Origin of the sequence: Actinoplanes sp. NPDC026670 (assembly GCF_040638175.1) — a bacterium.
Classification (GTDB): Bacteria; Actinomycetota; Actinomycetes; order Mycobacteriales; family Micromonosporaceae; genus Actinoplanes.
In genome coordinates this window covers 1-15639 of sequence record NZ_JBEZXU010000035.1, presented here as the reverse complement: position 1 = coordinate 15639, position 15639 = coordinate 1, and the positions used below count along the sequence as shown (strand labels likewise).

At 72.0% G+C, this 15639-nt stretch carries 11 protein-coding genes; all 11 read left to right on the top strand.

What is annotated here, in order from left to right; all coding sequences use genetic code 11:
- The first annotated feature begins 24 nt into the window (after positions 1 to 24).
- Positions 25 to 348, top strand: coding sequence for a hypothetical protein (locus AB0E94_RS30175; RefSeq protein WP_360332914.1), 324 nt, complete (start codon positions 25 to 27; stop codon positions 346 to 348).
- Positions 349 to 892: 544 nt separating this feature from the next.
- Positions 893 to 1438: a molecular chaperone GrpE gene (locus AB0E94_RS30170; protein ID WP_360332911.1), complete on the top strand. Its 546-nt coding sequence runs from the start codon at positions 893 to 895 to the stop codon at positions 1436 to 1438.
- Between the two features lie 3 nt (positions 1439 to 1441).
- On the top strand, positions 1442 to 3049 hold the full coding sequence (locus AB0E94_RS30165) for an Hsp70 family protein (protein WP_360332908.1): 1608 nt from the start codon (positions 1442 to 1444) through the stop codon (positions 3047 to 3049).
- 13 nt (positions 3050 to 3062) lie between these two features.
- A complete protein-coding gene (locus AB0E94_RS30160; protein ID WP_360332905.1) occupies positions 3063 to 5705 on the top strand; it encodes a hypothetical protein in 2643 nt (880 codons plus the stop codon).
- A 2-nt stretch (positions 5706 to 5707) separates the two neighbouring features.
- The gene (locus AB0E94_RS30155) at positions 5708 to 6901 is read left to right on the top strand and encodes a hypothetical protein (protein ID WP_360332902.1); all 1194 of its coding nucleotides are present in this window, start codon (positions 5708 to 5710) and stop codon (positions 6899 to 6901) included.
- 1 nt (position 6902) lies between these two features.
- Positions 6903 to 9275 (top strand): GTPase-associated protein 1-related protein, encoded by a 2373-nt coding sequence (locus AB0E94_RS30150; protein ID WP_360332900.1) that lies wholly within the window; start codon positions 6903 to 6905, stop codon positions 9273 to 9275.
- 29 nt (positions 9276 to 9304) lie between these two features.
- The gene (locus AB0E94_RS30145; RefSeq protein WP_360332897.1) at positions 9305 to 10840 is read left to right on the top strand and encodes a hypothetical protein; all 1536 of its coding nucleotides are present in this window, start codon (positions 9305 to 9307) and stop codon (positions 10838 to 10840) included.
- A complete protein-coding gene (locus AB0E94_RS30140) occupies positions 10840 to 11022 on the top strand; it encodes a hypothetical protein (RefSeq protein ID WP_360332894.1) in 183 nt (60 codons plus the stop codon). Before AB0E94_RS30145 ends, AB0E94_RS30140 begins: the two co-directional genes overlap by 1 nt.
- Positions 11019 to 12116 carry a hypothetical protein gene (locus AB0E94_RS30135; RefSeq protein ID WP_360332891.1) on the top strand — a complete coding sequence of 366 codons (1098 nt, stop codon included), beginning with the start codon at positions 11019 to 11021 and terminating at the stop codon, positions 12114 to 12116. Before AB0E94_RS30140 ends, AB0E94_RS30135 begins: the two co-directional genes overlap by 4 nt.
- A gap of 8 nt (positions 12117 to 12124) precedes the next feature.
- A complete protein-coding gene (locus tag AB0E94_RS30130; RefSeq protein WP_360332888.1) occupies positions 12125 to 14791 on the top strand; it encodes a CHAT domain-containing protein in 2667 nt (888 codons plus the stop codon).
- A gap of 13 nt (positions 14792 to 14804) precedes the next feature.
- Positions 14805 to 15639: hypothetical protein (locus AB0E94_RS30125; protein WP_360332886.1), on the top strand; the 835-nt coding region annotated here is incomplete at its 3' end.

Here is a 15639-nt window from a genome sequence, read left to right as displayed (position 1 = left end):
CGCTACCCCGCGACGATGGGTCCTATGACGACGAAGAGCGCCAGGAACCTCCTCTCGTACCGGTCGAACGGCTCGATCCTGAGCATCTGCTCGACGGACTCGGTGCTGTCCATCGGTTCGGTCGGCTCGATCCTGTCCGTCGGCTCGTTCGGTTCCGTCCTGTCGGTGGGTTCGGTGGCCTCGTTCGGATCGGTGCTGTCGGTCGGCTCCTTCGGCTCGCTGTTCGCGATCGGCGCCTTCGCCTCGCAGATGACCATCGGGTCCGTGGCCGTCGGTGCCGGGGTCGCGGCAGCCGTAACCCTCATCGTGCTCTTGGCCCACCGGATCACCACGTCGGCCCATCAGTGACCTTCCAGCACTCCCGAGCCTGACTCGCCGAGCGCCGCAGCAGCGACGAGCGCACACGTTGACGTTGCGTGTGCTCGGGCATTCGTCGGGGCGTGGATGAGCGCTCACGATCGGCCGTGCGTGTGCTCCTGCCCCTGCTGGGGCAACAACCAGATCACACGCACCGCCAACGTGTGCGCTGGTCGACGTTGCCGACCCGCGCGACCCGCAGCAGACCTCGCGGAACGGGCCGCGAACCCCGTCGGCCGTCGCTCAGCCCGGTGAAACCGCTCGCATTCCAGTGGTGAGCGACGGCTGGCGGTCTCGGCCGGGTGACTTACGGAGCGTGACCGCGGAAGGTTCGTGGCGTCATGGGTGTTGTGGCGCCGGGGAACTGCAGGTCGCGGGGGTCGGCGGTGGGATTAAGCGGAGTGGGTCAGCCGGACAGCCGAGTCCACGGGCCGCGTGGTCAGTGTGTTCCGGATCGGCGCTGATTAGCGTCCGGAACAGACAGTGACGACGGCTTTCCGCCCTGCGAGGGCGTGATCCCGAGGGCGAGGGCTCCGTGGACGAAACAATTCAGCAGCCACCGGATCCGGTTCTGGAACGGCTGGACCGGGTGGAGGCGCAGCTCGCCGACTTCCACCAGCGGTCAGCGCACCGGGAGTCGGTGATCGACCGGCTGCACTCGGAGAACCAGGAGTTCCGCGACGGGCTGCGCCGGGTCGTGCTGGAACCGGTGGTGAGCGACCTGCTGCGGCTGTACGACTCGATGGTGCGCGAGGCGGTCCGGCTCGGCGGGACCGAGCCGGTGGCCGCGAAGCTGCTGGACAGCTACGCCGACGAGGTCGGGCTGGCCGTCGAGCGCTGCGGTTACGAGCTGTTCTTCGCGGTGCCCGGGGAGCCGTTCACGGTGGGCCGGCACACCCCGGCGGGAACCGTGCCGACCGCCGAACCGGATTCGGACAACACCGTCGCCGAGGCGCTGTCGGCCGGGCTGCTGGAGATCGAGACCAGCAAGGTCCGCCGCCCGGCCCGGGCCCGGTTCCACAGGTACGACCCGATCGACGTGGCCCTGGACGAGACCGCATCAGAACCCGGAAGTGAGTGACCCATGGCGACCTTCGGCATCGACCTCGGCACGACCTACTCCTGTGTCGCCACGATCGACGACACCGGGCGGCCCGCGATCATCAAGAACGCGGTCGGTGAGGACACCACTCCCTCGGTCGTCTACTTCGAATCCGACGACAACGTGGTGGTCGGCAAGGACGCGAAAGCCAACGCGAAGCTCAACCCGGACCTGGTGGTGTCGCTGATCAAGCGGCAGATGGGCCAAACGTTCGAGATCACCGCGCACGGGCAGACCCACTCCCCCGAGTCGATCTCCGCGCTGATCCTGCGGGAGCTGGCCCGGGCCGCGGCCGAGAACAGCGGCGAGGAGGTGAAGGACGTCGTCATCACGGTGCCGGCGTACTTCGGGGTCGCCGAGCGGGACGCCACCCGCAAGGCCGGCGCGATCGCGGGCCTGAACGTGCTGAGCATCGTGGACGAGCCGGTCGCGGCGGCGCTGCACTACGACGCGGTGTCGGCCGGTGGCACCCGCACGCTGTTCGTGTACGACCTGGGTGGTGGCACCTTCGACACCACGGTGATCAAGGTGTCGCCCGAGGAGATCCAGGTGATCTGCACCGACGGCGACCACCACCTGGGTGGCGCCGACTGGGACGACCGGCTGGCCGAGTACCTGCTCGAGGCGTTCCTGGCCGAGCACTCCGGTTCCGAGGCGGCCGACGACGAGGAGTTCCTGCAGGAGCTCGCGGTCGGCGCCGAGGACATCAAGAAGCAGCTGAGCAGCATGCAGACGCGCCGGTTCAACGCCCGGTTCGCCGGTGACGTGTCGAAGATCGAGGTGACCCGGGAGAAGTTCGAGGAGCTGACCTCGGAGCTGCTCAAGCGCACGTTCGTGATCACTGAGCGGACTCTGGCGACCGCCCGGGAGAAGGGTGTGACCTCGTTCGACGAGGTGCTGCTGGTCGGCGGTTCGAGCCGGATGCCGGCGGTCACGGCGGGCCTGGAGGCGCTGGGCCTCAAGCCGCGCATGCACGACCCGGACCTGGCGGTGGCGAAGGGCGCCGCCCAGTACGCGCTGATCGAGTCGATCAAGGTGCAGTTGCCGTCGGACGGCTCCCCGGCGCCGGACTCCGCGGTGCAGGATGTCGCGAACCAGCTCGGCGTCACGACCGAGAAGGTACGGGCGCTGGCCGGCAAGAAGGTCGCCACCGTGGTGCCGCGGGCGTTCGGGGTGAAGGTCGTCGACATCGACGACCGGGGCAACGAGGAGTTCCGGATCGTCCATGTGCTCCGCGCGAACACTCCGCTTCCGGCCCGTACCGATGCCATGCGTTTCGCCACCGCCTATGACCGTCAGGTGGCGATCTCGGTGGAGATCTGGGAGCAGTCGGGTTCGGTGGAGTCCGACGTGGTGGCCGACAACCAGCACATCGGCGAGGGCCAGATCAGCGGGTTGCCGCAGCTGTCGAAGGGTTCGCCGATCGACATCAGCTTCGAGATGGAGACCGACGGCCTGCTCAAGGTGCACGCGGTCGAGCTGACGACCGGCAAGGACCTGAAGATCGAGCTGGAGATCAAGGCCGGACTCTCCGACGACCAGGTGGACGAGGCCCGGTCGGCCGTGGCCCGCTACAGCGTCTCGGCGTGAGCGCGGAGGTCCGATGTTCGACCAGGACAAATACCGGCAGGAGGTGCTCGATCCGGCCCGGCGCAACGGCAACGTCCCGCCGGCGGATCTGTTCACCAGGTACGCGATCAGCATCGACCGGATCCCGCGCGGCGACCAGTTCTCGGCGCACCTGGCCGAGGTCCTCAAGTACTGGCAGTCACTGACACAGCGGCGGGCGTACCTCCGGATCGCCGAGACATTGATCTCGGCGCACCGGCAGATGGACCAGGCTGGTCAGCTGACCGCCGAGCACTTCGCGGGCGAGCGGGACCGGCACACCGCCGAGACCGGCCAGAAGATCAAGGAAGTGGTCGAGGACATGGTCGCCGGCGGCCAGGTCGTCGCGGCTGCGACGGTCGCCAGGGTGGCGGCCGGTCTCGGCGGCGGCGCCGAGGCTGACCTGCGGCGTGAGCTGACCAAACGCCGGATCCGGATCCTCGACGAACTGTGGCCGCTGCCCGAGGCCACCCCGGGCAAGGGCCGGGACGTGCTGCGCGACAAGCGGCTGCTCGGCCTGCGCCTGGCGATCGACGTGCTGGCCGCGGACGCCGGCAGCCCGGCCCGTCCGGTGACGCTGCGCAAGGGCCTGCGCCTGAACGGCCAGCCGGTGACCGCGCAGATGTTCCGCGAGGCCCGGGACCGGGCCGAGCGCCGCGCGCAGGACGACCGCAAGACCGCCATCGAGAATCTGCTCGTCAACCTGGGTGACGCGTTCGAGAAGGGCAACCTCGACCAGCTCGTGCTGTGGGAGCTGACCGAGGCGATGCGCGAGGCGGCGGACATGCCGCTGGCCACGGTACGGCGGGTGTCGCGTGAGGGGGTCCGGGTCGGCCTGGACTCGAACGAGGCCGAGGAGCTGGCGCTGGCGCTGCTGATGGCCGGCGAGGGCACGGCGGCGCCCCGGAATCCGACGGCCGAGGTGGAGGAGCTGTTCGCGGCCGGGTCGCTGCGGGCCGCCGAGCGGCTGATCGCCACCCTGCCCGCCGAGGAGGGCGTGGAGCTGCGGCAGCGGATCCAGGAGGCGGTACGGAAGGTGGCCGCCCTGGTCACCAAGGCGCAGCAGGAGATCGCGGCGGGCCGCCCGGAGCACGCGGCCGAGCTGCTCACCGAGGCGGTACGCGAGGCCGCGGACGACACCGACCTGGCCGGGCGGCTGCGTACCCTGGCACCGCCCGCGGTCCCGTCGGCGCGGGCCGGCGCGGCCTCCGGTGATCACGTCACCACCAGCTGGACGCCCAGTCCGGCACGCACCGGCGGGGTGGCCTATCAGGTGGTCCGGACCCGGCAGCGGCCGGCCAGCTCGGCCACCGACGGCGAGGTCGTGGGCCGTACCGATGGCAATGAGATCGTCGATTCCCGGCCACCGGCCGGCGCCGAGCTGTACTACACGGTCTTCGCCACCAGGTCGGACGGTGTGTGGTCGCCGGGCGTCAGCGCCGGGCCGGTGAGGTTGCTGCCCGAGGTCACCGATGTGTCGGTGGCGGCCGACGAGACCTCGGTGCGGGTCACCTGGCAGGCCCGGTCCGATGCGTCCCGGGTGACCGTGGCCCGCGCCGACGGCAGCCCGGTGGCCTGTTCGCGCGGTGGTTTCACCGAGGAGGGCCTGCAACCGGGCCGGGAGTACCGGTATCTGATCCGGGCCGGATACGACGCCGGGAACGGCCGGGTCACCGATTCGGCCGGGGTGACCGCAACCGCCACCCCGCAGCAGGCGCCGAGGGTCGTGCCCGACCTGGCCGTCGAGCCGCTGCCGGGTCAGGATCCGGGCAAGCTGCGGCTGGTGTGGACCGCGCCGGCCAGTGGCACGGTGCAGTTGCGGTCCGCGCCGCACCGGCCCCGCTGGCAGCGCGGCGCCGAGCTCACCGAGACCGAGATGACCGGGTACGGCACCGAGCTGGTGGCCCGTGCCGAGCCCACACCGGACGGCCGGTTCGCCCGGACCGTGCCGATGACGCAGGGCCGGATCTTCGTGACCGCGTTCAGTGTCGGCGCGGGCCGCGCGGTGTGCGGGCCGACCGTGTCGGTGACCAACACCGCCCCGGTGACCAGGCTGCGGGCCCGCCGGATCGGCGACCGGGTCCGGCTGAGCTGGGACTGGCCGCCGGGCATCGGGCTGGTCCGGGTGCGGTGGTGGCCGGAGGGCGCCGAGGGGCACGTCGAGCAGGCCGACTGCTGGCTGCGCTCGTACCGCGACGACGGCGGCCTGGAGATCCCGGCCGGGTCGGGGGCGGTGCACGTCTCGGTGGCCACGGTCAGCCGCGACGCCGAGGGTGAGGCCGTCGGCAGCCCGGTGACCGTGCGGGTGAGCGGCACCGGGGTGAAGGTGCGGTACCGGTTCGTGGAGAGCAACCGGCTGTTCCGGCAGCGCACCCGGATCGAGGTCAGCACCGAGCAGGTGTGCCCGCTGCCGGAGCTGATCGTGGTGCAGACCGCGGGCCGGATCGCGCCGCTGCGCCCGGAGCAGGGCACCACCGTGGCGCGGATCCCGGCCCAGCGCCTGGAGCCGGGCAAGCCGGTGTCGGTCGACGTCGAGGTCCGCAATCCGCGGGGACCGTACCGGCTCGGATGTTTCGTCGACGGCCACGGGGACGACGGGTCCGGCGTGGTGCTCATGGGAACGCCGGGAGGGCGCTGACGATGACCAGGCTGACCTGCCCGTACTGCTACGGGAGATTCGCCGAGAAGGAGATCAAGTTCCGCTGCGGCGGGCTGCACCCGATCGAGGGCAAACCCTGCGCGCCCGGACCCGACCCGGTTCGCGGCCAGGTTCTCGGCGACACGAAGTTGCAGCTGCCGGTGGTGGAGGGCAACGGCAAGCGGCTGTCGGCGAGGTGCGCGAAGTGCCGGATCGAGACGACGATCCAGATCTGCCCGAACTGCCACAGCCAGCTTCCGGTGCACTACAGCAAGATCAACAACCGCATGGTCGCGATGATCGGCGCCAAGTTCAGCGGCAAATCCGTCTACATGACGGTCCTGATGCACGAACTCATCCACCGGGTCGGGCGGCGCTTCGACGCGGCCGTCACCGGCGCCGACGAGCGGACCCGCAAGGACTTCAGCAACGAGGAACGCGACCTCTACACCGAGGGTGTGCTGCCCGGGGCGACCCAGACCGCCGCCGCCGAACGCGGCCGTGCGCCGTTCGTCTTCCGGGTGTCCCTCGGCGAGCACCGCCGGTTCCGCAGCACCCTGCGGCACACCGTGCTCTCGTTCTTCGACACCGCCGGCGAGGACCTCGAATCCGACAAGGGCGTGGCCGAGAACGTCAGGTATCTGAGCTGCGCGGACGGCATCATCGTGCTGCTCGACCCGTTGACCGTACCCAATGTGATGGAGAAGTTCGGTCTTGATCCGAGCGTTCTGCCGCAGGCGGCGAACCGGGCCGACAGCCCGATCAACATCCTCACCCGGGTCACCGAGGTGCTGCAGAAACTGCCCGGCAACGGGCCCAACAAGATGATCGACATCCCGGTGGCGGTGGCGTTCTCCAAGGTGGACGCGCTGTGGGAGGGCCTGCCGCAGGACAGTCCGCTGCGCCAGCCCGCGCCCGGCACCCCCTATTTCGACGAGGGCGACGGCGAGGCCATCCACGCGCACGTGCAGGCGCTGCTCTACGACTGGGAGGGCGGCCAGATCGACCAGCTGCTCACCAAGAACTACCGCACCTTCCGCTACTTCGGCCTCTCCGCCCTCGGCGCCGTCCCGGCCGTGCGCTCGCCGGGACAGGCGCGGCAGAAGGTCGGCGGCGCCATCCAGCCGCACCGCGTCGAGGACCCGTTCCTGTGGCTGCTGAGCCGGCTCAAGGTCGTCACGACCGGAAAGGACTGAGATGGGCGCGCCGCAGATGTACTACACCTCCTGCGAGTCAGGGCTGGCCGGCTACCCCGGCTTCCAGTTCAACGCCGCGACCCCCGGCGTCGGCGAGGACGTCCTGCGCCGGGTCGAGCAGGCCACGTCGTACGAGCCCCCGCGCTCACTGGGCTACGAGCCGACCACCGAACAGATCGACGGCTGCCCGGTGAACCTCTGCTACCTGCCCGGCACGGACGGCGAACCGGCGGTCCTCGCCCGTACCGTCTTCGTCGGCAACGACTACTCGCAGCGGTTCGGCAACTACTTCGTGCACGCGCTCAGCCTGCCGCCGGGCCACGACCTGGACGGCGCGCTGCCGATCGACTTCTGGGCGGCCGGGTTCTGGTCGGCCACCCAGGCGAACGGCACCCGGCTGCCCGAGCTGCACCCCACCCCGGCGGCCACCTTCGGCCGCGCGTCGGCCGAGGCGTTCCTCCAGGACGCCGGCCGGCTCGGCTGGGTGCCACGGCTGCTCAACGCCGTCGAACGGGCCATCGTCGCCGGCGAGCGGTCGGTGATCGTGCTGGAGTCCGACAGCGAGAAGGTGGCCCGCTGGATCTCAGCGGTCTGCCACCTGCTGCCGCCGCCGATGGCCCGCCGGCTGTCCTTCGCCACCTACAGCTACCGGCCCGGCCGCGGCACCGAACACCTGGTCGGCACCGTCCCGGAGACCGACTTCACCGCCGACGACTCGGCGCTGCGCGGCTACTTCCTGCTCGACGCGGTGGGCGGGCAGGTCTCCGACGGCGCGGCGCACCCGCTGGCCGAGATGCTCGCGGCGCTCGGCCCGGAGGACGCGCAGACCGTCTGGTCGCTGGCCGGGCCGCTGGCCACCGGCGACGAACCGGACTTCGCCGCCTGGTACCCGATCGCGGTGGCCGGCGCCCTGCGCGCCGACCTGCCGATCGAACCGGACGCCCTGGCCGCCATGCTGCACTGGCTGCCGTCGGCCGCCGGGCGCCTACAGCCCCGGCTGGTCGGCGACATCGTCGAACGCTGCCTGGACCACGACATGCTGACCCTCGCGCACTGCCTGTCCCTGATCGGCGTGGCGACCGGAACCCGTGACGAGAACCTGGTCGCCGACGCCGAGGTACGCGCGTTCGACCTGCTCCTGGACGAGCCGTCGGTAGTCCCGCCCCGGGTGCCGCGCCCGGTCACCGCCCGTGGCACCGGATACGCCGTGGAACAGGTCACCGCCGCACTGAGCCGCGCCACCGGCCGGCCCCGCGAGACGCTCGCACTGATCACCGTGGCCCTGCACGCCCGGCTCCCGCTGCGCTCGGCCGACCTGGCCGGATACGGACGGGACCTGGTCGCCCCGATCCTGCTCGACGACCCCGGACAGCCGGTTCCGGAGCTGCTGGCGAAGGCCCCGGACGTACGCCGTGGCGTGCTCGACGGCCTGTCGGCGGCGCTGTCCGGCCGGGAGGCCGCGGTGCTGGCGGTCGCGTCCCGGCTCAGCGACGTGGTGAGCGACGACGAACTCGCCGCCTACCCGGACCTGAGCCGGATGGTGCTGCTGGCCCGGGCCGCCCGCCGGCCACAGGACCGCCTCGACACCCTGATCCGGCTCACCGGCAAAGGTGTCCCGGAGTCGTCGGTGGTCGCGGCGCTGTGGCCGCACGAGTGGACCCTCGACGAGGCCGCCGACGTGGTCCGGGCGGCGCCGCAGCGGTTCTGGGAGTCCGACGCCCTGATCGACCGGCTCGACCAGGTGCTGGCCCGCGACGACGAGCCCCGCACGGCGTGGGGACCGTACTTCCTGGTCACCGAATTCGTCGCGGACCGCAAGCTCGGGTCGCGCCTGTCCCCCGTCGCCGAGGACCGCGTCCGCGGCATGGTCTGGTCCCGCCAGCAGATCCGCTCGCTGTCCCGGGTCCGCGGCCGGCAACTGGACGAACGCCTCCGCAAGCTGCTCGGCATGGTGGAACACGGCGAACCGGCGGTCGCCCGGTGGCTCACCGGCCAGGTCCACACGCTGATTCTCCGGCTCGACCCGGAACACCTGGCCGCCCTGCTGCCCACGGTGAACCCGAAGATCCGGCAGCAGTACCGCGAAACCCTCGCCGCCACCCTGGGCAAACGGCCTGACGACGACGTCATGACCATCGCCGCCGCCACCTTCGACGCGCGGACCCGCCTGGGCCGCAAGGACCGGGCGACCGCCGACGAGCTCGACCGGGTCTTCGCCGACACCGTCGCCCGATGGAAGACCCGCGACCTCGATCACCTGGAGAAGATGCTGGCCGGCTCCAGCGCCAGGAACGTGCCCGCCGCCTTCGCCAAGTGGCGCGAGGACGAGGTGCCCCGGGGCATCGGCCGGTTCCTGCCCCGCCGGCGGCACTGACCCCACCGACCACGGAGAGCGAGCATCCGATGTTCTACCTCATCTACCTCATGTTCCTCCTCTGGTGGTACATGCTGGTCGCCGGCATCTTCCTGACCTTGGCCATCCCGGTGGTGACCGCCTCCAGCGGCTACTTCCTGGTCCTCTACCTGGGCGCGTACCTGCGGGCCAGCGGCCAGGCCCTCGGGCTGCGCACCCCGGGCCAGGCCGTGCCGATCGCGCAACCCGGCCTGGACCCGCCCGCCTACCTGCACTACCTGTCCGGACCGGCCGGCCGGGACCTGCAGAACGTGGCCCGGCTCTCCTGGCAGGGCATGAAGCTCGAGGGACGCAAGGCCAACGACAAGGTCAAAGGCAAATGGTTCGGGTACGGGACAGGCAAGTACCGCAAGGCCGTCGGCTTCTTCCTCAGCGCCGGTCTCTGGCTCGGCTCGGCGCTGACGGCGGTCGTGCTGGCCATCGCCGTAGTCGGTGCGATCCTGCTCTGGGGCACCCTGTTCGTCCTGGCCAAGGCCCTGCTCTACACGCTGCGGGGCCTCGACGCCGGCGTGTCGGCGCTCCGCCGCATCCGTCTGAGCTGCCCGGTCTGCCACCAGCCGATGGCGTACCCGGCCTACGAGTGCCCCACCTGCGCGGTCCGGCACCACAACGTCCGCCCCGGCCGGTACGGCGTGCTCCGGCGTACCTGCCGGTGCGGCACGAAGATGCCCACCCTGCTGCTGCTCGGCAGCCACCGGATGAACGCGTTCTGCCCGCACCCCAACTGCGGCACGCCCCTGGCCGAGGGCGCCGGCACCGCCCGTGAGGTGGTCGTGCCGATGCTCGGCGCCACCACCAGCGGCAAGACCCGGATGATGCTCGCCCTCTCGGCCGCCCTGGTCGACGGCAACCCGCTGCCCGGACTGTCCGCGTCACCGGCCGACGACGCCACCAAACTCAAGATCGACCAGTTGCAGCGGGCGCTGCGCAGCAAGGGCGCCACCGACAAGACACTGGCCGGTGACGCCATGCGCGCCTACTCGTTCAACCTCGACAGCCGCGGCGGGGTCAAACGGCTGATGCACATCTTCGACCCGCCCGGTGAGAACCTCAACGAGTCGGCCCGCCTGCACGGGCTGCGGTTCATGCGGATGGCGCACAGCTTCGTCTTCATCGTCGACCCGCTGGCCATCCCGGACGTGTGGAACTCCCTGGACGCCACCGCCCAGCAGGCCAACCAGCAGTACCGGTCGGCCCAGCCACCGGACTTCATCTTCTCCCAGGTCCTGCAGAACCTCGAAGGCATGGGCGTGCGCCCGCGCAAGAAGGCGATCGCGGTCGCCGTCACCAAGAGCGACCTCACCGACGGCATCCCGCTCTGCGCCGAACTCGGCGACGGCGGCAACGACGTCGTCCGCGACTGGCTCAAGGACCGGGCCGGCATGGACAACATGGTCCGCGCCATCACCAAGGCGTTCGGCGACGTCCGCTACTTCCACACCACCGCCCGCTTCACCGACGGCGACGTCGACGACAACGTGCGCGCCATGCTCCTGTGGACCCTCGGCCGATACGGAGTCAACTGATGAGCAGCCAGACCGGCCCCTACGACAGGTGGCGGCGGATCGTCTACTACGGCGCGGCCGGCGCGATCGGTTTCATGACGTTCCTCGTCCTGCTCACCCTGCTGGGCTGCCTGCTCGGGTTCTTCGGCATCGGCGCGCAGGTGCAGACCGGCCCCGGCACCGGAACGGGATACGGTCCGTGACCGCGCTGACCGAGGTGCCCCGGCATCCGATGGACGGCGACACCGCCGAGGTCCGGCTCGCCGCCACGTCCGGGCAGGCGCAGTTGTTCGCGCTGCTGCTCGACCGCCGGGGCCGGGTCACCTCGGAATACGACCTGGTCTTCGCCGGGATGCCGGCCCATCCGACGGGTGCGGCGCAGTGCGCCGGCGACACGCTGCGGCTGACGCCGGCAGCGGCGGGCGAGGACGTCCGGCGGATCGCGGTGGGCCTGCTGCGCGGTCCGGAGGCGACCGCCGAGGCCAAGATCAGCATTTCGGGTACGCCGTTCCGGCACCGTGCCGGAGCCGCCGAACCGGTGGTGCTGCTCGCCGAGTTCCTCCGCGAGCCGGATGGCGGGTGGAGCTACCAGCGGGCCGGGTACGGGCTGGGTTCGGCGGCCCGGTTCGCGACCCGTTTCCGCGCCGAGCCGGACGGCACCCTGCAACGACGGCTCACCACCCACCTGGCCGCCCTGTATCCGGCCGTGGCCGCGCCGATCGCCGCGCCGCCGGCCGGCCTGATCGTCGGCAGTGTCTCCCTGGATCGGGGCGAGCAGGCGTCGGTCGCCCGCGGGATGGCTTTCCAGGCCGCGCTCAACTGGAGCATGCGGGCCAAGGACCTGGACCTCTACGCGCTGTACGTGGACGCCGCCGGCCGGTCCGGCGCCTGCTACTACCGCGACCAGGGTGCGCTGAACGGGCCGCCGTACATCTGCCTCACCTCGGGTGACTCCCGCGGGCGCGAGACCCTGGAGGTGAGCCGTACCGACCAGTTCCGGTACGTGCTGATCTGCGCGTACTCGGCGGTCGAGAACGGATTCGGGTCGTTCGCCAGCTTCCACGCGTTCGCCGAGGTGGACAACGGCGACGGGTCGCTGGTCCAGGCGCCGCTGAAGCACCGCAACCGGTACTCGTACTGGGTGGCGATCGCCCTGGTCGACCTCACCGCCCCGGACCGGATCTCGGTACGGCACGTGGAGCGCTACTCCCGGCCACGCAGCGAGGCCCGGCCCGCCCTGTACCCGGACGGCACGTTCCAGATGGACGCCGGGCCGGTCGAGTTCAAGACCCGTTGAGGCGGACCATGGACGACGAACTTCTGCACGGGTACGCCGGGGTGGCGCTGGCCGCGGCCGGCCACGGCGACGTGGACACCGCGATCAGCACGGTGCTGACACTGCCGGACGAGGCCCCGGGGCGCGCCGGGCTGGCCGTGGCGCTGCTCGCCGCGATCGTCCGCGACGGGAAGGTCGACCTGAACCGGATGCGATGGCTCGACGAGCTGGTCGCGGCGGCCGATGCCGATCCGCCACGGTCGGCGTCGTGGCCGGCGTTGCGGGCCGGCGCCGCCGCGATGGCTGTCATGTTCGCCGCCGCGCAGGGCCGGATGCACGATCCACGCGAGGCCATGGCCGAGGTCGAGAAACTCGCCGCGGAGGCCGGTCCCGGCTCGCCGGCGGCGATGCTGCTGGACTCGGCGCGGCAGGGCCTCGGCTTCATGACGGCGATGCGCGAGGGCGACGAATCCTCCGTGCAGCAGCTGCCCGAGCAGATCGCCCAGCTGCGCGAACAGGCGATGACCAGCCTGCCGCAGGCGCTGCCGACCGCCGACGTGCTGGCCGCGCTGGGCGACCTGATGGCCGCCAACCAGTCCGGCGCCGACGTCCTCGAGCCGCTGCGCCGGGTCCGGGCCGCGGCCGAAGGACTGGCTGCCGACGATCCGCTGCGCGGCATGGTGCTGGAGGCGCTGGCGTCGATCGGCCCGCTCGCCGGCCTGCCACCCGAGGACCTCGACGGCCTGCACCCGGCCGACGGGACCGGCGGCCTGCACGACCCGGCGATCCGCCTCACCCAGGAGGCGATGCTGCTGCTCGGCGGGTGGGAGGAGTCCGACCCGGCGAAGATCGAGCAGGCCGTCGCCAAACTGCGCGAGGCGGTCGCCCTCACCCGGCCCGACGACCCGCAGCGCCCGTTCCATTTGTCCGGGCTGGCGCTGACGCTGCTGCGGCGCTCCGAGGTGACCAACTCGATCGCCGGCCTGCCGGAGGCACGCGACCTGCTGCTGGAGGCGCGGGAACTGGCCGGCGGCGCGCACCACGTGCAGTGGGCGTGGATCAACCAGATCTACTCGGCGGTGGAACAGCGGCTCACCGGCACCGGCGCCGTCCACCAGGACGCGGTGATGGACGCGCTGCGCGGCTACATCTACCAGGTGATGGTCCAGCGGGACCTGGCCGGCGCGACCGTCGCCGCCCGCGAAGCGTCCCGCGAGGCGGCCAGTGCGGCCCGGTGGGCGTTGCAAGCCGGCGACCCGGCCGGTGCGATCGCCGCCCTCGACATGGGGCGCGGGCTGGCCCTGTTCTCCGCCACCGAGGTCGGCACGATCGGGCGGCGGCTGCGCGACGCCGGGCACACCGGCCTCGCCGGGCGCTGGGACGCCGCGGTCGCCTCGGGCCAACCCGACCAGCTGCCCACGGCGCTGCGCCGGGAAGCCCTCGCCGCCCTCACCCGCGACGGCGAGAGCGCGCTGCTCGACCCGCCGGAGCTGGGCGAGATCCAGGCCGCGCTGCGCGCGCTCGACGCCGACGCGCTCGTCTACCTCGTGCCGGCCCCGGACGACATGCCGGCGATTCCGGGGTACGCCGTGATCGCCCCCGCCGCCGGGCCACCCAGCTACATGCACCTCACCGGCCTGCGTACCGCCGATCACGACGTGGAGCGCTACCTGGCGGCGTCCGCGCGGCGCGACATCGACGTGATCGACGAAGAGCCCGCGCCGGACATCACGTTCACCGGGAGCCTCGACAAGCTCTGCGACTGGGCGTGGCGGGCCGCGATCGGGCCGCTGATCGAGAAGTACCTGCCCCGGCTCGGCGCCCCCGCCGGCGGACGGCCACCGCGGCTGGTGCTCGTGCCGATGGGCAACCTCGGCCTCATCCCCTGGCAGGCGGCCCGCCGCGCGGACGGCCGGTACGCGGTCGAGCTGGCCGCCATCTCGTACACCGCGTCGGCGCGGATGCTGTGCCACGCGGCCGCGCAGAACGCCGTGCCGCTCGCGCCGACCGGACTGGTCGTCGGCGACCCGGGCACCGGCGGCGGAGTCCGTTCGCTGCCCGCCGCGCGCGCCGAGGCGTACGCGATCCGCCGGTCCTTCTACCCTGGCGCCCGGTACGTCGGCCGGCGGGCCGACGGCAGCCCCAGCGCGACCGGCCCCGGCAGCGCCGCCGAGGTCACCGGCTGGCTGACCAACACCGGCCCGGCTGCCGGGGCGATGCTGCACCTGGCCTGCCACGGGTTCATGGCCACCGAGGGGGTGCCCACCGCGTACGTCCTGCTGGCCGGCGGGGACCGGCTCACCGCGGAGTCGCTGGGACCGCTGATGGCCCGCACCCCGCAGCGGCAGATCGGCCTGGTCGTGCTGGCGGCCTGTCACACCGGGCAGGCGATCAACGGCTACGACGAGGCCTACAGCCTGGGCACCGCGTTCCTCGCCGCCGGGGTCCGGTCGGTGCTCTCCACCCAATGGAGCGTGCCCGACAGCGACACGTCGGTGCTGATGTACATGTTCCACCACTTCCTGATGACCCGGCGGCGGCCGGTGTGGGCCGCGCTGCGAGACGCCCAGCTGTGGATGCTCGACCCGCACCGGCAGGTGCCCGACCGCATGCCCGCCGAACTCCGCCACCAGCTGCGCACGGCCAACCCGGCCGCGGTCGTGTCGTGGGCCGGGTTCCTGCACTGGGGCCGATAGAGGGGATCCTCCGTTGATCGACGACGCCGACTCGCTGCGCCGGAAGCTGACCGGCCTGACCGGGCCCGCACGCACCCAGACCCTGTGCGAGCTGGCCCGGGTGCTGGGCGACCGCTACTGGCGGACCGGTCCCGGCAACGCGCGGGGGCTGCCCGACCTGGAAGAGGCGATCGGGCTGCTGGACGAGGCCTACGGGTACTTCCAGCCCGGCGACGGGCTACGCGGGGCGGTGGCGGCACAGCTCGGCTCCATGCTGACCGCCCGGTTCTCCGGGCACGGCGGCCCGGAACACGACCGGGAGCGGGCGATCGCGCTGCTGTCGGAAGGCCTGGACTCGCCCCGGCTGTCACCGCCGATGGTGGCCGGCGCCCACGGCATGATCGGCCAGCTCCATCTCAGCCGGTGCGGCTCCGGGATGCGGCAGGGCGCCATGTCGCTGGCGGTCGGGCGGGACAACCCGTCGCAGGTGGAGGCGGCCCACAAGGCGGTCGAGCATTTCCGGGCGGCGCTGGCCGGGCCGCAGCTCAGCTCCGAGATGACCGAGGTGTTCACGGCCATGCTGGCGATGGCCGAAGGCATGGTGAAGACGCTCAGCGGCCACGTCTTCAACATGAGCGGGATGATCCAGGCGATGCAGACCCTCCAGCGGCTGCAGAAGCAGGGCATCGGGCCGGGCATGGGGTCGATCTTCACCATGGGGCAGCGGATGGCCGACACGGACCCGCTGGACCGCGCGGTCCCGGTGTTCGACGGCCCGATCCCGGCGCCCCGCAACCCCAGGCCGGCCCCGCCGCAGGGCACACCACCCCGGCCCCGCACCGCCACGCCGCCGTCGGCCACTCCGCCGC